Origin of the sequence: [Mycobacterium] stephanolepidis (assembly GCF_002356335.1) — a bacterium.
Taxonomy (GTDB): domain Bacteria; phylum Actinomycetota; class Actinomycetes; order Mycobacteriales; family Mycobacteriaceae; genus Mycobacterium; species Mycobacterium stephanolepidis.
The window spans coordinates 2,971,532-2,990,324 of sequence record NZ_AP018165.1 but is presented as its reverse complement, the minus strand read 5'-3'; the positions used below and the strand labels follow the sequence as shown (position 1 = coordinate 2,990,324).

The following is an 18,793-nucleotide window of genomic DNA, read 5'->3' as shown; positions in this document are numbered from 1 at the left end:
GCGAATGCGTATTCGTGACGCCACGGCTGCCGACGCGGCCGCGTGCGCAGCGATCTATGCGCCGTATGTCACCGACACGGCTATTTCGTTCGAGGAGGTGCCGCCGTCGGATGTCGTTCTTACCGAACGCATCCAGACGGCGGCACACCGTCATGCCTGGCTAGTCGCCGAGGATGCCGGAGAAATTCTCGGGTATGCCTATGCGGTGCCATGGAAGTCCCGCACCGCCTATCAGTGGGCCTGCGAGGTGAGTGTGTATGTCGATGGTGCACACCGGCAACGCGGGGCGGGCCGTCAGTTGTACGCGGCGCTGTTGGATCGGTTGCGCTCTCTTGGGTATCGCACGGTGCTGGCCGTTGTCGTAGTGCCCAATCCGGCGAGTGAAAAGCTACACCTGGCAATGGGATTCGAGCAGGTGGCGTTGTACCGGCGCATCGGTTACAAGCTGGGCAGCTGGCACGACGTGGCACACTTCCAGCTCTTCTTGACGTCTGCCGACGATGATTCCGCGCCCGGGTTGCCGCCCGGACCGGCCTAGACCTTGCGGATGACGGTGACGACCTTGCCGAGGATGGCGGCGTCGTTACCGGGAATGGGCTCGAACAGCGGGTTGTGCGGCATCAGCCACACCTGACCCGTCGTCCGCTTGAATGTCTTGACGGTCGCCTCACCATCGATCATCGCTGCCACGATGTCGCCGTTGTCGGCGACGTTCTGCTGGCGGACCACCACCCAGTCGCCATCGCAGATCGCGGCGTCGATCATCGATTCGCCGACAACCTTGAGCAGGAACAGTGATCCCTCGCCGACAAGCTCGCGGGGGAGCGGGAACACATCCTCAACGGCCTCCTCGGCCAGGATCGGACCACCGGCGGCGATCCGCCCCAGCACGGGCACGAACGTGGGCTCCGGCAGATCGCCTGAGCCCACCACATCGGTGGTAGCCGACGGGGTGTGGGAATCATCGATTCCCCGAACGTCAACGGCGCGTGGACGGTTCGGGTCACGCCGCAGGAAGCCCTTCTGTTCGAGGGTGCGTAGTTGATGGGCGACCGACGACGTCGAGGTGAGCCCGACGGCGTCTCCGATTTCGCGGATGCTCGGGGGGTAGCCCCGTTCATTCACCGATGCGCGGATGACCTCCAGGATGGTCCGCTGGCGCTCGGTCAGTGAACCGGTGGCGGGTCCCTTGCTGGGTGTATCGCTCATGGGCCCGAATCTAGACCTGTCGACGACATTTATCAAACATGTGTTCGATGCGTGTCGCCAAGAATGGTCGGCGGCTCGACTATTTGGGGCATTTGCGCTGGTCAAGGCCACTTGTCGGTGGCGAATGCTACAAATCGATCACATGTTCGGACACCGAACACATGATCGAGTACATTCGAACATAAGAGCGAACGGGCTTACCGATCGACAGGACAGGAAGGGCATACAGATGAGCACAAACGTTCTGACCACGCCGCGTCTTCGCACCGCCGAGCACGCATCGCGCGAGTGCGCCCCGCAGGTGCGCGCGTACAGCGCGCAGTACCCGCTGACCCAGCGTCGGGCGCTGCCGGTGCGCACTGTCGCCTACCGGAGGCCTTCCGGTCGGCCAGTTGCCTACCGGGGTAACGGCATCCGGGTCTCGTCGGTGCCGCATCGGGTACATCGTCGTAGCACGGTGAGCCTTAAGGCCACGATCGTTGTCTCGGTGGGCGCTGCAGTGGCGACCATGTGGCTGTTGATGCTCGGCCAGGTCAGTGCTGCCGGAGTTGGGGGAGTTGGCGTGCCGGAGCGCGTGGCGGTTGTCCAGGTCGCTCCCGGAGAGACCCTGGCCGATGTGGCCTCGCGTGTCGCGCCGGACGCGCCGCGCTCGGCGGTGGTGTCCAAGATCCGTGAACTCAATGAACTCGACTCGGCGACAGTGCAAGCCGGTCAGACGCTGGTTTCTCCGGTCGGCTGATCGGCGAACGGGCGTGACCTTCGAACGTGCGGGAGCACGGGTATCCTCGACACCGGTCTGGGCGCGTTGCGCTGTGCGTCAGCTCACCCAGCCCAACGACTTGGAGTCCAGAACCGGCGAAGGAGCAGTAATGCACTGTCCGTTCTGCCGGCATCCAGACTCGCGCGTAGTCGATTCCCGTGAGGCGGATGAGGGTCAGGCGATACGGCGACGTCGATCGTGCCCGGAGTGCGGCCGTCGTTTCACCACCGTCGAGACCGCTGTGCTCGCCGTTGTGAAGCGCAGCGGGGTCACCGAGCCGTTCAGCCGCGACAAGGTCATCAAGGGCGTGCGCCGTGCCTGCCAGGGCCGCGACGTCGACGACGACGCGTTGAATCTGCTTGCTCAGCAAGTCGAAGATGCCGTCAGGGCCGCCGGGTCCCCAGAAATTCCCAGCAATGAGGTGGGGCTGGCCATCCTTGGCCCACTCCGCGATCTGGACGAGGTCGCGTACCTGCGTTTCGCCTCGGTGTACCGCGGATTCAGCTCCGCTGAGGACTTCGAACGCGAGATCGCCGCGTTGCGCGCGCATCGTGACGCACCGACAGGGTCCTAACCCAGATGGTGGCACCGCCCGTCACTAGTCCAACGTCAGTGATTGATCGGCGACGACATGGCCACCGATCGTCACCCAGCCCTCCGGGCTCCATTGCGTGAGAATCTGTGAGCCCTTGCCCTGATTGACGATCAGATCGCGGCTCAACAAGTCGGTCATCCGCGCCGCCACCGACCCGGTTGCTTCGTCCTCGTCGACTCCCAGATCGAATGCGAACACCCGCGATCGCACCAGACTCGCGTTGCGGTCCTGCCACGCCCATACGCAGTGCAATAGCTCGTCGGCGTACTCGGCGGGATCGGCGGCGTCCACATCCGTGGGAGAGCCCAGCTCGTGGAAATCGGTCTCGGGTGACCACTCGGACCGAGCGCGTATCCACGTGCGGTCGTCATAGCTCACCTGGAGCACGCCCGCGGGAACCTGAAGGGTGTTGACCGGTGTCCCGCGTTCACGCAACCACCACGCCAATCCGACTGTCGGATGCCCGGCGAAGGGCAGCTCGGCGGCCGGGGTGAAGATCCGCAGATGTGCGGTGTTGGATCCTTCGGCGGGAAGATCGACGAAAACTGTTTCGCTGAAACCCAGCCGGGTGGCGACCTCCTGGCGTGCCGCCGCTGGAACGTCGGCACCATTGACGATCCCCAGGGGATTGCCGAAGTTGCCTGTCTCATCGGTGAATACGCGAACAACCGCGACATCAACACTCATGCGTCGACTCTACGTCTCGCGCGTGTTGCGCACCGGGGATACCCCGTGAACTGCGCAATCCTTCGGTACCGCTTGAGCTCTCGTGGCTAGGTGGCGCTGCGCTCGTCGGTGCCCATGGCGTCGAGCACCGCCATCCGGGTCCGTGCGGCCCCACTGATCGTGTGCTCGGTGATGCCGGTCCGCAACAGTCGGCGCAACTCATTCTCGTCGTATTCGGCGGGCTCGGTGGAGGCGATGAATTGGCGAACGATGTTGATGAATCGATCTGGGTCGTCGTGGAAGGGGAAATGCCCGGAGTGCTCGAAGATCTCCAGTGTCGAGCCGGGCATGGCCGCATGGGCGAAATGCCCGTGGCTAACCGGGATCACCAGGTCGTCGCTACCCCAAATCAACTGCACGGGAACGGACTCGGTCAAATAACATCGGTCCAGCATGGTAACCACCTGGCCGCGCCAATCCACCACGGCCCGCAGCGTCCGGGTGAACGCGGCCGAGGCCCGGGGCTCGGGTAGGTCGGCGAGAACCCGCAGGACATCGGGGATGTCGCGGCCCATTCCTGCCCGTCCCAACGTCGCGCCGGCTAGTGCGCCGGTCAGCCGGATCATCGGCATCGCCAGCGGCAGTCTCAATAACCCGATCGCATCTCCGATGACGGGCAATGAGGCACACCGCAATACGATGTTGACGTCCTTGGTCACTCCGCCTGGCGCGACCAGGATGAGTCTCTCCACCAGGTGGGGGAATTGGTAGGTGAACTGCATCGCGACGCCGCCGCCCAGCGAATGACCGACGACGGTGACTTTCTCGATGTCCAACACGGCCAGCAAGTCCCGCATGCCATTGGCGTAAGCCGCCACCGAGTGGTCAGCGCGTGGTTTATCCGACTGGCCGTGCCCCAGCAGATCCGGGGCGATCACGGTGAAATGCTCGGCGAGCTGCGCGTGCACGCTGTCCCATGTCGCGGAGTTGTCGCCGATACCGTGGATGAGCAGAAGTGCAGGTCCCGATCCTGCGATTCGAAAGGCGCGCCGATACCCGTGGATGGTGCGGAAGGCCATCCGCGGACGCGTCGATGCGTCGGTGGCCGATTCGGCATTGTCGCCGACATCGGCACCCTCGATGTGCCCGGTATCCGGCACCGGATGCAGGAGCCGCGGCGGAGGATTCATGTGAAGTATTTTGACCCTTCGCCGCAAATTTGGCGCGGCGAGCGGACAACAGGCTTAGAGAACAGGCCCGTCGCCGGACGGATCCTCGCCGAACTTGGCCTGTTCAGCGAGGAATCGCTCGAACTCTCCGGCCAGTTCGTCACCGCTGGGAAGCTCTTCGTCCCGTGCCAGCAACGAGCGATTTTCCTGTGCCGCGACAAAGGCGTCGTACTGGCGTTCCAGCGCGTGGACCACCTGGGCGACTTCCTCGCTGCCTTCCACCTGCTCGTTGATCTGGTTGCGCACCTTTCCGGCCGCCTCGGTAAGTGCCTGCAGAGGCAGATCCAGATCGCCGGTCCTGGCCACTTCTTCCAGAAGGCGTTGTGAGGCCTCCGGGTAGTCGGTCTGTGCCAGGTAATGCGGAACGTGGACGGCGAAACCGACCACGTCGTGGCCATGCTGAGCCAGACGGAACTCCAGCAGGTTGGAGGCGCTGCCCGGTACCTGGACCTCATCGATCCAGCCCGGGTGCTCATCGAGGGTCTTGCGGTCGTTTCCGTGCGCGGTGAGGGTGATGGGGCGGGTATGCGGTACCGCCATCGGAATCGCGCCCAGCCCAATGGTCTTGCGTACACCGAGCTGATCGGCCAGCAGCCGGATCGCGGTGACGAAACGCTCCCACTTCAGGTCGGGCTCCAGCCCGGCCAGCAGCAGGAACGGTGTGCCCTTGGTGTCTTTGAGCGCATACAGGTTGAGTTCGGGCGTGGCGTACTCGGTGAAGTGATCGCTCTTGAACGTCATCACCGGCCGGCGAGAGCGGTAGTCGAGCAGATCGTCGATGGCGAAGGACGCAACCAACTCGCTTTCCAGCGTGTCACGCAGATGCGCGGCAGCCAGCTTCACGGCGTGACCGGAGTCGGAGAAGCCCTGCAACGCGTGCACCAGAACTGGTCCGCGCCCATCGGCGGAGGCCAACTGTGGACCCGGGAATTCCAGCTCGTACATGCCACTCTGATCGGGTCTGTACGGCTGCTGCTCCCCGTCGTTACTGCTTGTCATGGTTCGCCTCCCTTCGCGTCCTCGTCCCACCAGTGTCCCTTACCGGCAGGCAAACGGCGAATGTACCTATGGGCTCAACGGCCCAGGCGGGATGCGAATTCCGGATGTGGGCGCTATTCGCCCAGCGCGAAATCCCTCAGGCCTTGAACTGGTTGAGCGCGCGGATCTTGTTCATCACATCGAGCGCGGCGACTTTGTAGGCCTCCGAGAACGTCGGGTAGTTGAAAACAGCGTCGACCAGGTACTCGACGGTGCCGCCGCAGCCCATCACCGCTTGCCCGATGTGGACCAGGTCGGTGGCATCGGAGCCGAAGATGTGCACTCCGAGCAGCCTGAGGTCCTCGGTGGACACCAGCAGCTTGAGCATTCCGTAGGAATCCCCGGCGATCTGACCGCGCGCCAGCTCGCGATAACGCGAGACACCCACCTCGTAGGGAATCGCGTTCTTGGTGAGTTCAACCTCGGTGGCGCCCACATAGGACACTTCGGGGATCGAGTAGATGCCGATCGGTTGTAGATCGGTCATGCCTTTGGAGGGCTCCCCGAACGCGTGGTAGGCCGCGAGGCGGCCCTGATCCATCGAGGTGGCCGCCAACGCCGGGAAGCCGATCACATCACCCACCGCGTAGATGTGGTCGACCTTGGTCTGAAAGTTCGCGTCAACCCAGATCCGGCCGCGGTTGTCGGCCTCGAGCCCGGCCCGGGCGAGGTCGAGCTGATCTGTCTGCCCCTGTCGTCCCGCGGAGTACATCACGGTGTCGGCAGGGATCTGTTTGCCGCTGGCCAAGGTGGTCATGGTGCCCGAATCATTGACGTCGACGGCGGTGACCTCCTCGCCGAAACGGAATGTCACGGCCAAGTCGCGTAGGTGAAAGCGAAGGGCCTCAACAACTTCGGGATCACAGAAGTCCAACATCGAGTCGCGTTTCTCCACCACGGTTACCTTGGTGCCCAGGGCGGCGAACATGGAGGCGTACTCGATTCCGATGACGCCCGCGCCGACCACCACCATGGATCCGGGGATGAAGCGCAGATCCAGGATGCCGTCCGAATCCAGGACGCGGCGCTCGTCGAACGCCACACCGGCGGGCCGGGCGGGCTTGGTGCCGGTGGCCAGCACGACGTAATCGGCATGCAGTGTGGTGCGCTCGCCTCGCGAGGGTTCCTCCACCACCACGGTGTGCTCATCGGCGAACCGCCCGATGCCGCTGATCAGGTCGATGCGATTGCGCAGGAGCTGAGAACGCACCACCTCGATTTCCTTACGGATGACGTGTTCGGTGCGGGCCAGTAGATCCTCGGGAGTGATGTTCGCTTTCACCCGGTAGCTCGCGCCGTAGAGCTCGCGCTGGTTCATGCCGGTCAGGTAGAGGACGGCCTCGCGCAGCGTCTTTGACGGGATGGTTCCGGTGTTGGTGCAGACACCGCCGAGCATGTTGTCGCGTTCGACCACGGCCACCGACTTGCCCAGCTTGGCCGCGGCGATGGCGGCCTTCTGGCCGCCGGGGCCCGATCCGATGACGACAAGGTCGTAGGTGGGGGTTTCTGCTGCCGTGGATGAGCCGCTTGCGCGAAGACCGTTGGTCATGGGTGTACTCATACGCCGATTCGTCTAACCATGCATGCCGTCCGTGTCACGGTGACATGAACAGTTGTCCCTACCGAATCTCGCGCGCGCCTCCGAGACCCCGGAGGGTGCCGATGGCAGCATGTGACCGTGACGGCATCGCGGCTGGTAGCGACGATGGTTGTGGCTGGATGCTGCGCCGCGACATCGCCCGCGTGCACGCGGGCAATCGACGGAACGGCCACGGAGTCATCGGGTGGCGCATCGTCCCCGTTGACCACCACGACGGCGCCCTTGCGGGCACCTGCGGGCCCGGTGGGGGCGCTTCTGCTGGCGCCCACGGACTTCCCGCATCAATATCCGGCCACCACGCTGGACCCCGGCGCCGCCGGTCTGGCACTCCGCGATATCCGGGGGGTGCCCGATGCGGCCACCGTCGCCCCCACCACATGCACGCCGGAACCCGTTCCAGCGGTGCCGCAGGACGCGGCGGTAGCGGTGGGTACCAACGAGTCCGACAATTCGACCATCACGGTGGCGGTACTTCGCGTGCCGCAACCGCTTGCCACCTACAAGACCCAACTGGAGCGTTGTACTTCGTACACCTTCACCGACCCGGACCAGGTCACGAGCACGGTGACGGCCTCCCAAGCAGTGGCTCCGCCCATCAACGCCGATGATTCGGTGGCAGTCAACCAAACGGTGTCGCCGTCGGGAGCGGGCAACGGCACACAAACCACCCTGTCGCTCATCGCGCAGATCGCCGATATTCGAATCCAGGCCACCTACATGACTTTTCAGGGCACCGAGCCCGATGCGGTGCTCCTGGATCAGGCCTTCACCGCGGCTGTACTCAAAGTGCACGACAGCTTCCACTGATCACGGGCTTACCGGTGTGACCGCGTACCCGTGAGGTGCGGTGGAACGGCCCAGGTGCTCGATCTTGGCGACGAAGGGCGATGTCATCGCCCGCACGAGTGTGCCGTAGCCGATACCGAAGGCGATCTCGTCTCCGACCACCACCTGGTGATCACCGACGTCGATCACCAGGTGGTCGCTGCTCATCCCGAGGACCGTGATGCCCTCAGGTGGCTGCAGGCCATCCGGGTCCACGTCCTGGCGGCCGAGGGCCAGGATTGCCTGGCGCACAGTCGCACTGCCGGTGCGGGCCGGAGCTTCGCCGAATGCCGCCTGAGCACGATGCCCCCAGGGTTGAGCGGGTTTCATCGCGACCTCGATGACTTCTGCACTCAAGGTGAAGGCATTCGTATGCAGGCCCGGGATCGGTGTCCGGTACAGCGGGTCGACGCCGAGAAGAATGGCTTCACCGAGCCGGAGTTCGTCGATCCGGCCGACGTCGTGGGTGCGCAGCGCCCAGTTCAGGTTCGCAGAGTTGCCGCCTGAGACGACCTCGAGCGAGATCCCGTGCAGCGCCTCGATGTCGTCCGCGAGTCCTGTGAGGATGCCCATGTTCCGGTCGTCGGGCACGACGCCGCTCTGACAAGCGAGATTGGCACCGAGCCCGGCGAGCCGCAACGAGGAGTGGCCAAGAACGGCCCGCGCAGCGTCGGGGGCGTCGTCCAGCGCGATGCCCTCACGCAGGTCGCCCAGCTCGATCATGAGCACGACGGCGTGTACCCGCTTCTGTTGGGACGCGGCCTCATCGAGCGCGGCCAGGACTACGGCCTCGGTGTTCAGACTGACATCGGCGACGTCAACGATCCGAGCCACTTGGCTGAGCATGGGTGAGCGGATCAACGTGCGTAGCGGTAGGCGGTCGAGTACGGCCAGCCGAGCGAGGTTCGGTATCCGGGAATCGCCGAGGCCACGGGCGCCGCCGCGCAGCATCGCCGCACCGACTCCCGGCGAGCCCAGCACTGCCTTGGTGATGCCGGTGACCCGTATGCCCACCCCGGTAAGCCGGTCAACCAGGATCCGCGTGTTCTGCTCGACCTTGTCGAGATCGGTCTCAAGCCGAAGTGTCACACGGGGGTGATCGTGTCGGCTTTCCCAGCGAGGACAGGGAAAGCCGTCAGCACCATCTCGACCAGCTCCGACGCGGGGCGTGTCAGCGGGTCGGTAACTGGGAGGCCGAGCTCCGAATGATGCTCGGAGATCGCATTGTTCAGTTCGTCGCCGATCATTTCCTCGTGGTTGATCGTGACTCCGATGACGCGAGTATCGACGAACGCCTCGATCAGTGCGATCTCGCTGGCTGCGGTCGGCATCGGCACCATGGGGAAGTCGCCGAGCACCTTACGTTTTGGTGCGTGCTGCACGATCACGCCGGCCGGGCGGCTGCCCCGCAGGATGTGGGCCGACGTGATGTACGCGGGGTGGCTTAGCGCGCCCTGGCCCTCGACCACGATCACATCAGGGTCTTCACCCTCGAACGCGGCGACGACTTGGTGCTCGACTTCACCCGAGCAGAACTGGGGGACCAGCGCGTCCAGCGCGACACCGTACTTCCCGCCCTGGATCAGGGTGGTCTGACCGGTGCCGACCATGACCGCCCTGATGCCGCGTGCATTGAGAGCCTGGACCAGCAAGGTGGCGGTGGTGCGCTTCCCGATCGCTCCATCCGTACCCAGGATCGCGATTCTTGGGCAGGTGACGTCGAAGATCCGGCCGGAGAACAGGTGCAGGTCGCGCTTGGACTTTGGTTGGCGTACATCGGTGATGGTGACTCCGGCGATCACGGCTGCCGCCACGAATTCGGCGTCGTCGTTGAGGAACTCGTGCAGGCCGTTGATGATGTGCATCCCGCGGGCGATGCCGTCTAGCAGTACGAGCCGCTGCTCGTTCGACAGCAGGCCGTCGGCAGGTGCCAGCCCACAGATCAGGTAGTCGGGTACGCGGCCGGCGTGAGCGACGGACTCGTCCAGCGATGCCAGCACCGGGATGCCGTTCGAGGTGCCGTCGAGGAGTCTTCCGGCATCGACTCCGGCCCGGAGGCTGTCGATGACACTGAGGATCTCGTACTTCTCCGAGTGCCGCACCAGGCCGTTGGCGGTCTTGCCGTCCTGCTCACCGAACTGTCCCTCGCAGTAGACGATCGCGGTGGAGCCAACAGGCATCGGGAAGGGAGCCGCCGGAAGGATCCCTTCGCTGCGTTCGGATGCACCGAGAAAGGGGGTACCGCTTGTGAGTGAAGACATGAAATCCTCTGAGAAGTCTCAGAGGAGGCGACGGGATCGAGGCGGGGCGGTAAGCCCAACATCCAGCGAGTGGTCTGCCCTGAGGGTCGGCAAGATTACCAACGCCCTGATGCTACCCGATCCGCAATGACTGCCCTGCTCTCGGCGGCGGCCGTGGGTACGTTGTCCACAACTGCGGCGGCATCCACAGGTTCCCGGACGTGCTGTCACAACGTGAGGTCGCCGGGGCGGCGTTGACGGTCCTGGGTGTCACGGTGCGGGCATGACATCTCTGATTCCCGGCCCGCTCGGTCGTCCCGACTTTCGATTGAATCGGCCCTCTGCCCTGATTGCCGCGCTGCCGGCGATGCTGGGGTTCATCCCGGAAGATTCTCTTGTCGTCGTCACACTCGCCGGTGGGCTTGTCGAGGCGATATTGCGCAGGGATCTGCACGACCTGGACGGCTCCGACTACGCGGCGTTCGAGGTGCTGGCCGAGGTGTTGAGCCCGGGACCGGCGGACGCGGTGATCGCGGTGGTCATCAGCGCGGACATCGACGAGCATGAGGCCGGTGACATCATCCGGCGGCTAGCCAAACATCTAGAACGCCAAGGTATCTCGTTAATCGCTGGCCATACGGTAGACCGTGTCGGGCCTCAGGGCTGGTGGCGGTGTTATGACGGATGCGGCGCGGGCGGGCCCGTCGATGACCCGGAGTGTTCGCCGTTGACCGCGGCCGCGGTACTGGCCGGCAGGACCGTGCATCGACGCAGGGAGGATCTCGTGGCGCTGATCGCACCCACCGACACTGCGCGTACATGCGCGCTGGCGGTCTCTCTGCGGCGGCCGTCTCAGGGACAGGGCCCCGGTACCGTGGTGGATCGGCGTGCCGTGAATCGAGTGATGCGGGCGGCGTGCCGAACGGCGGAATTCCGTTCACTGTCCAACCGTGAGCTGCTGGCGATTGCTCGCTCCCTGACGGTCGTGCGGGTTCGAGACACGGTGTGTGCCTTGGCTGTCGGTGTGCTCTCTGATGATGTGGAACGCCTGTGGTTGGCACTGAGTCGATTGTTGCCGGACCCCTGGCGTGCGGAAGCGTTGGTGTTGTTGGGATTTAGTGCCTATGTGCGCGGCGACGGTCCACTGGCTGGTGTCGCGCTGGATGCCGCGATCACGGCCCGGCCGGACCATCGTCTGGGGCAGCTCCTGATGTCAGCGCTGCACTCCGGTATGCGCCCCGACGAGATTCGTGCTCTGGCCGATACCGGCTTCCGGCTGGCTCACGAGCTGGGAATCAGCCTGCCGCCCAGGGAAGTCCGAGGTGTGAGCTAGACCTTCTCCACCATGACGGCGTGTGCCATCTCGTGCGGTAACTCGACGCTCTCATGGCCGGGAATGACGATGATGACGCCCTCGGGGGAGGACTCCACGGTGACGCGCGCATTCGGCACGATGCCGGCGTCCTTGAGGCGCGTCAGCAGATCGGTATCGGCCTGCACGTGTTCGGCCAGGCGGCGCACCACCACGGCGACCTGTGAGCCCCCGGCAATCTCGGTGAGCCGCACCGCGCTCGCATTCTCGGACCGGTCAGGGGCGACACCCAGCTCGGAGAGACCGGGAATGGGGTTACCGAACGGGGAAGTGGTCGGGTTGTTGAGCACTGTGAGCAGTCGGCGCTCGACGTCCTCGCTCATCACGTGTTCCCAACGGCAGGCCTCGGCGTGCACGTCTTCCCACGGCAGCCCGATGATGTCGACCAGCAGGCACTCGGCCAGCCGGTGCTTGCGCATCACCGAGACCGCCAGTGCGCGGCCCTTGTCGGTGAGTTCCAAGTGGCGGTCGCCGGCGACGTTCAGCAGACCGTCGCGTTCCATCCGCGCCACCGTCTGGCTCACGGTCGGGCCGCTCTGCTCGAGCCTTTCGGCGATGCGGGCACGCAGCGGCACCACGCCCTCTTCTTCGAGGTCGTAGATCGTTCGCAGATACATTTCTGTCGTATCGACAAGATCGTTCACCACTCGCCCCTTACGGTCGTGCTTAGTCTACCGATCTACAACGCAAATCGGGGCGCTGCGCTTCCAGAACGCAGCGCCCCGAGGGCAGGGTAGTAGGTCAACTAGCTCGCGTACGAACGCAGGCGTTCTGCGCGGTCGCCGTGGCGCAGCTTCGTCATGACTTCGCGCTCGATCTGACGCACCCGCTCGCGAGACAGTCCGAACAGCTTGCCGATCTGGTCGAGTGTGCGGGCCTGTCCGTCATCGAGCCCATACCGAAGCCGGATGACCTGCTGCTCGCGCTCGTCGAGAGTGGCCAGCACGCTGCGCACATCCGAGTGCAGGAGCTCGGCGATGACGGCGTTCTCCGCCGACATGGCCTCGGTGTCCTCGATGAAGTCGCCCAGAGGCGCTTCCTCGTCGGTGCCCACGGGCATATCCAGGCTCACCGGATCCCGGCTGTGGTCCAGCAAATCCCCGATTTTCTCCACGGGAATGCCGGACTCCTCGGCCAATTCCTCGTCGCTGGCCTCGCGGCCGAGTCGCTGGTGCAGCTCGCGCTTGATGCGAGCCAGCTTGTTCACCTGTTCCACCAGGTGCACTGGCAGGCGAATGGTGCGGCTCTGATCGGCCATGCCACGGGTGATGGCCTGACGAATCCACCAGGTGGCGTAGGTCGAGAACTTGAATCCCTTGGCGTAGTCGAACTTCTCCATCGCACGGATCAAGCCCAGGTTGCCCTCCTGGATGAGGTCAAGCAGCGGCATTCCGCGTCCGGTGTAGCGCTTGGCCAGCGACACCACCAGCCGCAGGTTGGCTTCCAGCAGATGGCTGCGCGCCGCGCTGCCCTCCCGCACGATGGCCGCCAGATCCTTCTTGCGGGCCTCGCCGAGGCGTTTCTTGGTGTCCAGAAGGTGCTGGGCGTACAACCCCGCCTCGATCCGTTTGGCCAGCTCGACTTCGTCCTCCGCCGTGAGCAGAGCAGTCTTGCCGATGCCGTTCAAATACACCCGAACGAGGTCGGCGGCTGGACTTTGGGTGTCCAGATCGTCGGACTCAGTAGTACGGGCCGGACGGGTCGTGGCGTTTGCCATCGCTGCCTCCTAGTTGATCCGTAGGTCTCATGAGTTGCAACGCCCGGGTGGCCCAGAAAGTTCCTGAGGTTCCCAAATGGCGCCGTCACTGACCTGCGGATTTCGAGCTAGCAGCTGAGAATGTCCTGAGAATTGACATAGCTGTCCCTAAGACGGGCCAGCGGAGCCTTCCGGCGGGGTGTGCGGTTGCGGCGGAGGCGCGGGATCAATCGCTCGGCGTTCCGCCGTGGGAAACAGCGAGTGCCGTTGTTCCTGGGGCCCGTAGCGGCGCGGTTCCTCGGCCTTGCGGGCGGGCCGGTCGTTGGCGATGAGCACCGCCATCCAGGGCAGTGGGATCGATGCCGCCAAGATCGCCAGCGAGATCCACCCGTTGTGCCACACGCTGTAGGCCCAGGCGGCGCCCAGTAGTGCCGGGATCCGGAACGCCATCAGCGTCAAATAGCGGCGTACCCGGGCGCGGTGTTGTTCTTCGACCGAGACCGCGGCCGCTGTGATGAGTACAGGGTGGCCGTCGTCATCGAACGACAGCTCTTTTCTCATATCTCCAGGATGTCACAATGTAGGGATGGACACGCAGACGCTCGAGCGTCCGGACACCACCGTCGACGAGAGCACCGACAGTGACAGGCCGAAGGTCTTTCACTACGTCAAGAAGGACAAGATCGTGGAGAGCGCGGTCATGGGAAACCATGTGGTCGCGCTGTGCGGTGAAGTTTTTCCCGTCACCAAGTCGGCCAAGCCCGGCTCGCCGGTGTGCCCCGACTGCAAGCGCATCTACGAAATGATGAAAAAGGACTAGCAGCCTTCGGGGGCCTTGTCCGGAGCCGCCTCATCAGGGCTGCTCGGGGCGGTGTTCTCACCATTTTGGGGGCTCAGCCATTCCCGGAGCTGCCGGGCGTGGGTGGCCCCGGCCGGCCAGTTCTCCTCGATCGCGGCATTCAGTTCGGCGCCCAGCACGATCGCGAATCCGAGCATGAACGCGAACAGCAAGAACGCGATGGGCGTGGCCAGCGCGCCATAGGTGTATCCGGTGCGGGTGATCCAGTTCAGGTAGAACCGCAGCCCCAGGCTGGCGATCACGAAGAACGTCACCGCCAGCAGCGCACCGATCCACAGCCGATGCGAAGGAAGCGGCCGCGGTAGGGATACCCGGTACAGCAGCGTCACCAGGGCCACCAACGCGATGCCGAACAGCGGGAAGTAGCCATAACGCAGCAGCGCATTCCACGAGTCGGGTACCACCTCGGCGATCCGCTTGGGTCCGAGGGCGATGACCGGCAAGGTCACCACCGCCATCGCCAGCGCGGCGACGTACAGGCCCAGCGCAAAGAACCGCTGGCGCACGGGATGGCGCAGCGGTGTCTGGTCGTGCGCCTCGACGACGGAGTCCACGAAGCTCGAAATCGCCGAGGACCCTGCCCACAGCGAGATGACGAATCCGATGGACACCACCTCGCCGCGCCCGTCGCGCATGATGTCGATGATGGTGGGCTCGATGATCTCGGTGACCACGCTCTTGCTGAAAACACTGTTGGCCACCCGCAGGATTCGCTCCTGAATCTCGGGCAGCGTGTCCGGTCCGAACAGCGGCCCGACGAACGTCAGGCTCCCCAGGATGCCCAAAAGCAGCGGCGGCAGCGACAAGACCTGCCAGAAGGCGGCCTGCGCCGACTGCGCGAAAATCGAGTCGTCCCAACTCTTTACGGCCGTGCGGCGCATTACGTGCAGGACGTCTCGACCGAACGAGACATGGCGTGGCTTATCACTCATGGCCACACCAGCATTCCTGATGGGATGGTCAGCAGTACTTACCGGGGGTGAAACCGCGGTGACTAATCCTCGTCCGGACCGCTGATGTACAGCACCGCCGACATCGCGCTCAGCTTCTCGGAGTGCTCATTGGCATGGTGCTGGCAAAAGAGCAGCTGCGCTCCCGACGGGAGTGTGGCGCGGACTCGAGCAGCCGCACCGCAACGATCGCAGCGGTCAGCCTTCGTCAGCTCTGGACTGGTCAGAGTTGCGTTCATGGCTCCTCCGTATCTCTCCTGAGCTTTGCGGTCCGGTTAACCGCTCGGCGCCTATGTATGTACTTTGTCAGACGTTTGGGGGGTTTCGGTTGTTCCCCGCGTGTGTCCGGTGTGTCGCGGCTCACGTCGAGGGCGTTACAGCGTTGAGGCAGGCTGGTGTGATGCAGTCGATGCCGCCGGGTGAACCCGAACTCGTTCACATCTGTTCCGTCGAGGAGTGGGCTTTGGCGGGTGAAGAGGGGGAGCATCGGCCCACGTCACTGGCCGAAACGGGATTTATTCACCTTTCCGAGCCATACCAGGTTCACCTTCCGGCCAACCGCTTGTATCGCGGAAGGTGTGATCTGGTCGTATTGTCTGTTGCCCTGAATCTGCTTGACTCTCCGGTACGTTGGGAACCGGGCGTGCCGAGCGACCCCGAATCGATGCTGTTCCCTCATCTGTACGGACCGCTGCCGATCGCCGCAGTTACTTCCGTGGCGAACTTCCGGCCGGGATCGGATGGCTTTTTTGAGCCGCTGGCACCTAAGCACTTCCTAAGCTATCAACGTGGTAGCTAGACTGGCGTAGTTCGTCGGTCTTGAGATAAGGGGGTAACCGCGGTGGCCTCTTCAAATCACCCGCTTAAGACCGTGCTGGCCGATGAGCCCGCGGTCGGCGCCTCGTGGCGCCCAGAGCTTGCTGCGATGTTCAACCAGGGAGCCGTCACGGACGACACCCTGAGCCTCGCCTTCACCGAGATCGTCGCCGAGAACTTTCGTCCCGGAGCGCTGCCCGTCGAACTGATGCGCCTTCGTGAGGCGGGCACCGTCGTCGTGCCGCACGGCGTGTCATTGGGTCTTGCCGGAGCCGATCTGCCCGATGCCAAGCGCGTCAAGCACCTGGCGGCCCTGGCCGCGGAACTTGATGCTCCGATGGTCAGCGAGCATGTGGCGTTCGTACGGGCAGGCTTTGAAAGTGGGGGCCAGCACGGTGTGCTCGAAGCGGGGCACCTGGTGGCTCCGCCGCGCACCACATTGGCTTTGGATGTGTTGGTGGACAACGTTTCCCGAGTGCAAGACGACCTCGGTGTGCCGTTGGCGCTGGAGAATGTGGCCACCACCTTGCAGTGGCCCGAGAACGAGCTGAGCGAGGCCGACTACCTGCGGGAGCTGTCCCGGCGCACCGGCTGTTGGCTGGTGCTCGACGTGCCCAACCTGTACGCGACGGCGGTGGCCTCGGGCACCGATCCCATCGCGCTGCTGCGCCGTTTCCCCCTTGAGCGTGTCGCGTACGTGCACATCGCCGGTGGCCGGTTCGAGGGTGACCTGTACTGGGATACCCACTCCGACACCATCATCGACCCGGTGGCGGATCTGCTCACCGAGCTCGTGGTGCTCACCTCGGGTCGCGGCCTGGGCGTGCTCATCGAACGCGATGGATCGATCGACGAAGCCAGCGTGAGCGCCGACCTTTCGGTGGTCCGCCAGGCGATCAAGGCCGGTGTTGTTCATGCTTGACAACCGCGAGGTCTTGCGGCGCCGTCAACTGTCGGTGCTGTCGGATCTGCTTGCCGGTAATGCCCCGTCGGGTTTCGACGAGTACACGGCGCTGACCGCCGGTGTGCAACTGCGGAGCAAGCGGCGTTTCGACGTCGCCAATGCGGTGCCGTGGCTCGCTGAACTGCCCAACTGGGAGTACGAATTCGAGCAATACGCGCGCCTGCACTCCATGAGATGCTGCGCGCTGTGTGACGCCAAAGAGTTTCGCATATACAGCTACGAGCTGCCGCGGCTGCGCGACTGGATGATGGATCGCGAGGTCGCCGAGGGTCTTCGCCGGATCGCCCTCGTGCGTCGCGGAGGTCGGCGGGAACTTCAGATCGCATTTGGAAAGAAGCTGCGCTACTTCGCATTACGGCCGGAGCGGGCTGAGGCGTGATGACCGCTGTCATCGTCATAGTGACGGTGGCAGTGCTGCTGGTTGTCGGGTTGGGCTTCTTCGTGGTGACCAATTCGGGTAGTCGGCCGCGAAATCACCCTGATGCGCTAGATCATCAACAGACTGGCTACTCGGGTGCCAGCTATGGGCCAGACGCCGGAAGCTAGCCAGTGATGCTGGACGCGTGCAGATTTCGTACCGTCGGGGAAGACTGCACCTGTTGTGGATCCGGATAGGTTCCGAGTAGGCGGTCGGCGGTTCCCGAACTGGTGACGGTAAACCAGTAGTTCTCATTCTTGAAGTGGTGGTACCGGTGGTTTCGCCAGACCGCGCGATAGATCGCGTGACGCGGTTTGTAGTCGGTGTGGACGAGGTAATGCGTCCACTCGTAGAACACCAGGAACAATGCCACCGTGAGTGCGAAGGTGAGTCCAAGTTCCGTGCGCGGGAACGCAAAGAACGCGGCTAGGGTCAGTCCGATGATCACCACGACCAGACTTGGCCAGGGGATGAACACCAGCGGGATGTCCCGCGGATCCTGATGATGCAGGCGGTGATCACGAGCGAGCCGCGAGTCGATTTTCACCGGTCCCACCGAGCGTGGGCGCCAATGCAGTATCCCGACGTGGATCAGCCACTCGGCGACGGGGGAGATGGCCACCAGCACAACGGGTGTGATGGCATCGGCGATGGTCCAACCGCCGATGGAGAGTCGGGCGCCCAATAGTGCGGCGGACCATACAACAAGCATCCATGGGGTGGGGTGCTTGACGAATTCGACAAGGGCATCGCGCAGAGTCATCGACTTTCGTGCGGTACGGGTCATTTCTGGTTCTCCGATTCGTCCATGAGTTCCTCCAGGAGTTCGTCAAAGGCCTTGGTGCCCAAGGCAAGCATTGCAACGGCGGCCTCTTGCGCGGCGTCAGGATCTTGCGCGGCAATGGCTTCGGCGAGTGCGCGGTAGTGGCCGATGTCGCCGACTTCGGCGGCCATCACGTTGACGAGGACGTCCAGCGCCCGCACATAGGAGTCGCGCATGGTGTTGAACACCAGCCGGAAGGCAATCGAGTCGGCGGTGTCGATGACCAGCTCCCAGAATCCGAGCGCTTGCCACATTCGTTGCAGCGGATCGTTTTCCGATTCCAGGTCGACGGTCATTGCGCGCAGTCGATCTGCGACACCGGGGCTCTGGTGAGATCGTTGTGCGGCCAAGCGTGCCACCTGAGGGCCGATAATGGCCCGGGCTTCGATGACGCTCGCCAGCGTGCGGCGATCCACATCTCCGCCGTAGGCGAGCAGTAGCGGCAGCACGTCGAAGCCGGCGTCGCTGCGGTAATCCCGGATCACCGTGGACCCGCCCTGACGGATGTGAATCAGGCCCGAGCGCTCCAGACGGCCCAACGCTTCGCGGACCGCGGTGCGAGACACCCCGAGGGCTTCGGCAAGTGCGCGCTCGCTGGGCAATGTGTCACCCGGGGTGCGGTCACCGGTGAGGACCTGTGCCGCGAGCTGACTGAATATCTCATCGGGTATCGACTGCCGGGCGATCGGCTGCAGTGCCATGCCGTCACGGTAGCACCGCGATTGGTAAGAGG

General features: G+C 64.2%; 24 protein-coding genes. 10 read left to right on the top strand and 14 right to left on the bottom strand.

Annotation, left to right across the window (positions count from 1 at the left end):
- Positions 1–4 precede the first annotated feature (4 nt).
- A complete protein-coding gene (locus MSTE_RS14815) occupies positions 5–538 on the top strand; it encodes a GNAT family N-acetyltransferase (RefSeq protein ID WP_096502308.1) in 534 nt (177 codons plus the stop codon).
- Here the strand turns inward: MSTE_RS14815 and lexA are convergent.
- A complete protein-coding gene (gene lexA, locus MSTE_RS14810; RefSeq protein WP_096502306.1) occupies positions 535–1,209 on the bottom strand; it encodes a transcriptional repressor LexA in 675 nt (224 codons plus the stop codon). The two genes, MSTE_RS14815 and lexA, sit on opposite strands and share 4 nt — an antisense overlap.
- A 229-nt stretch (positions 1,210–1,438) precedes the next feature.
- Between lexA and MSTE_RS14805 the strand changes: the two genes are divergently transcribed.
- Together MSTE_RS14805 and nrdR are read left to right on the top strand one after the other, a co-directional pair.
- Positions 1,439–1,948, top strand: coding sequence for a LysM peptidoglycan-binding domain-containing protein (locus MSTE_RS14805; RefSeq protein ID WP_096502304.1), 510 nt, complete (start codon positions 1,439–1,441; stop codon positions 1,946–1,948).
- 130 nt (positions 1,949–2,078) lie between these two features.
- Positions 2,079–2,543 (top strand): transcriptional regulator NrdR, encoded by a 465-nt coding sequence (gene nrdR / locus MSTE_RS14800; protein ID WP_030093814.1) that lies wholly within the window; start codon positions 2,079–2,081, stop codon positions 2,541–2,543.
- Between the two features lie 24 nt (positions 2,544–2,567).
- Here nrdR and MSTE_RS14795 read toward each other — a convergent pair whose 3' ends face one another.
- The 4 genes from MSTE_RS14795 to sthA form a co-directional block, all read right to left on the bottom strand.
- Complete coding sequence (locus MSTE_RS14795; RefSeq protein WP_096502302.1) at positions 2,568–3,251, bottom strand: PhzF family phenazine biosynthesis protein; 684 nt, start codon at positions 3,249–3,251, stop codon at positions 2,568–2,570.
- An 86-nt stretch (positions 3,252–3,337) separates the two neighbouring features.
- Positions 3,338–4,420 carry an alpha/beta fold hydrolase gene (locus tag MSTE_RS14790; protein ID WP_096502300.1) on the bottom strand — a complete coding sequence of 361 codons (1,083 nt, stop codon included), beginning with the start codon at positions 4,418–4,420 and terminating at the stop codon, positions 3,338–3,340.
- Positions 4,421–4,474: 54 nt separating this feature from the next.
- Complete coding sequence (locus tag MSTE_RS14785; protein ID WP_096502298.1) at positions 4,475–5,458, bottom strand: proteasome assembly chaperone family protein; 984 nt, start codon at positions 5,456–5,458, stop codon at positions 4,475–4,477.
- 136 nt (positions 5,459–5,594) lie between these two features.
- A complete protein-coding gene (gene sthA, locus MSTE_RS14780; RefSeq protein WP_096502296.1) occupies positions 5,595–7,046 on the bottom strand; it encodes a Si-specific NAD(P)(+) transhydrogenase in 1,452 nt (483 codons plus the stop codon).
- A 123-nt stretch (positions 7,047–7,169) separates the two neighbouring features.
- Between sthA and MSTE_RS14775 the strand changes: the two genes are divergently transcribed.
- Positions 7,170–7,904: a hypothetical protein gene (locus tag MSTE_RS14775; RefSeq protein WP_162291435.1), complete on the top strand. Its 735-nt coding sequence runs from the start codon at positions 7,170–7,172 to the stop codon at positions 7,902–7,904.
- Here the strand turns inward: MSTE_RS14775 and MSTE_RS14770 are convergent, their stop codons facing one another.
- The gene (locus MSTE_RS14770) at positions 7,905–9,011 is read right to left on the bottom strand and encodes an alanine/ornithine racemase family PLP-dependent enzyme (RefSeq protein ID WP_096502294.1); all 1,107 of its coding nucleotides are present in this window, start codon (positions 9,009–9,011) and stop codon (positions 7,905–7,907) included.
- Positions 9,008–10,183, bottom strand: a complete 1,176-nt coding sequence (locus tag MSTE_RS14765) for a DUF1611 domain-containing protein (protein ID WP_193442028.1) — start codon at positions 10,181–10,183, stop codon at positions 9,008–9,010. Before MSTE_RS14765 ends, MSTE_RS14770 begins: the two co-directional genes overlap by 4 nt.
- Before the next feature lie 262 nt (positions 10,184–10,445).
- Here MSTE_RS14765 and MSTE_RS14760 point away from each other — a divergent pair, with 262 nt between their 5' ends.
- The gene (locus tag MSTE_RS14760) at positions 10,446–11,495 is read left to right on the top strand and encodes a DUF4192 domain-containing protein (RefSeq protein WP_096502292.1); all 1,050 of its coding nucleotides are present in this window, start codon (positions 10,446–10,448) and stop codon (positions 11,493–11,495) included.
- Here the strand turns inward: MSTE_RS14760 and MSTE_RS14755 are convergent.
- The 3 genes from MSTE_RS14755 to MSTE_RS14745 form a co-directional block, all read right to left on the bottom strand.
- Complete coding sequence (locus MSTE_RS14755) at positions 11,492–12,178, bottom strand: metal-dependent transcriptional regulator (RefSeq protein WP_070923741.1); 687 nt, start codon at positions 12,176–12,178, stop codon at positions 11,492–11,494. The two genes, MSTE_RS14760 and MSTE_RS14755, sit on opposite strands and share 4 nt — an antisense overlap.
- A 101-nt stretch (positions 12,179–12,279) precedes the next feature.
- Positions 12,280–13,251 (bottom strand): sigma-70 family RNA polymerase sigma factor, encoded by a 972-nt coding sequence (locus MSTE_RS14750; protein ID WP_046254064.1) that lies wholly within the window; start codon positions 13,249–13,251, stop codon positions 12,280–12,282.
- Between the two features lie 147 nt (positions 13,252–13,398).
- Positions 13,399–13,791, bottom strand: a complete 393-nt coding sequence (locus MSTE_RS14745) for a DUF3099 domain-containing protein (RefSeq protein WP_096502290.1) — start codon at positions 13,789–13,791, stop codon at positions 13,399–13,401.
- Between the two features lie 25 nt (positions 13,792–13,816).
- On the opposite strand from MSTE_RS14745, the gene MSTE_RS14740 reads away from it, so the two are divergent.
- Complete coding sequence (locus MSTE_RS14740; protein ID WP_030093802.1) at positions 13,817–14,050, top strand: DUF3039 domain-containing protein; 234 nt, start codon at positions 13,817–13,819, stop codon at positions 14,048–14,050.
- On the opposite strand, the gene MSTE_RS14735 is transcribed toward MSTE_RS14740, so the two are convergent.
- Positions 14,047–15,021, bottom strand: a complete 975-nt coding sequence (locus MSTE_RS14735; protein ID WP_096502288.1) for a YihY/virulence factor BrkB family protein — start codon at positions 15,019–15,021, stop codon at positions 14,047–14,049. The genes MSTE_RS14740 and MSTE_RS14735 overlap by 4 nt on opposite strands.
- A gap of 62 nt (positions 15,022–15,083) precedes the next feature.
- Positions 15,084–15,278 (bottom strand): DUF7455 domain-containing protein, encoded by a 195-nt coding sequence (locus tag MSTE_RS14730; RefSeq protein ID WP_030093800.1) that lies wholly within the window; start codon positions 15,276–15,278, stop codon positions 15,084–15,086.
- Positions 15,279–15,439: 161 nt separating this feature from the next.
- Here MSTE_RS14730 and MSTE_RS14725 point away from each other — a divergent pair, with 161 nt between their 5' ends.
- Genes MSTE_RS14725 through MSTE_RS25205 form a run of 4 tightly spaced genes read left to right on the top strand, consistent with a single transcriptional unit; the run spans position 15,440 to position 17,365 of the window.
- A complete protein-coding gene (locus tag MSTE_RS14725; RefSeq protein WP_096502286.1) occupies positions 15,440–15,838 on the top strand; it encodes a DUF952 domain-containing protein in 399 nt (132 codons plus the stop codon).
- A 42-nt stretch (positions 15,839–15,880) separates the two neighbouring features.
- The gene (locus tag MSTE_RS14720; protein WP_096502284.1) at positions 15,881–16,777 is read left to right on the top strand and encodes a DUF692 domain-containing protein; all 897 of its coding nucleotides are present in this window, start codon (positions 15,881–15,883) and stop codon (positions 16,775–16,777) included.
- Positions 16,770–17,198, top strand: coding sequence for a hypothetical protein (locus MSTE_RS14715; protein ID WP_096502282.1), 429 nt, complete (start codon positions 16,770–16,772; stop codon positions 17,196–17,198). The genes MSTE_RS14720 and MSTE_RS14715 overlap by 8 nt, the downstream gene beginning before the upstream one ends.
- Positions 17,198–17,365, top strand: coding sequence for a hypothetical protein (locus MSTE_RS25205; protein ID WP_096502280.1), 168 nt, complete (start codon positions 17,198–17,200; stop codon positions 17,363–17,365). The genes MSTE_RS14715 and MSTE_RS25205 overlap by 1 nt, the downstream gene beginning before the upstream one ends.
- On the opposite strand, the gene MSTE_RS14705 is transcribed toward MSTE_RS25205, so the two are convergent.
- The gene (locus MSTE_RS14705; RefSeq protein WP_096502278.1) at positions 17,362–18,024 is read right to left on the bottom strand and encodes a sterol desaturase family protein; all 663 of its coding nucleotides are present in this window, start codon (positions 18,022–18,024) and stop codon (positions 17,362–17,364) included. The two genes, MSTE_RS25205 and MSTE_RS14705, sit on opposite strands and share 4 nt — an antisense overlap.
- Positions 18,021–18,761: a FadR/GntR family transcriptional regulator gene (locus tag MSTE_RS14700; protein WP_096502276.1), complete on the bottom strand. Its 741-nt coding sequence runs from the start codon at positions 18,759–18,761 to the stop codon at positions 18,021–18,023. Before MSTE_RS14700 ends, MSTE_RS14705 begins: the two co-directional genes overlap by 4 nt.
- Between the last annotated feature and the right edge of the window lie 32 nt (positions 18,762–18,793).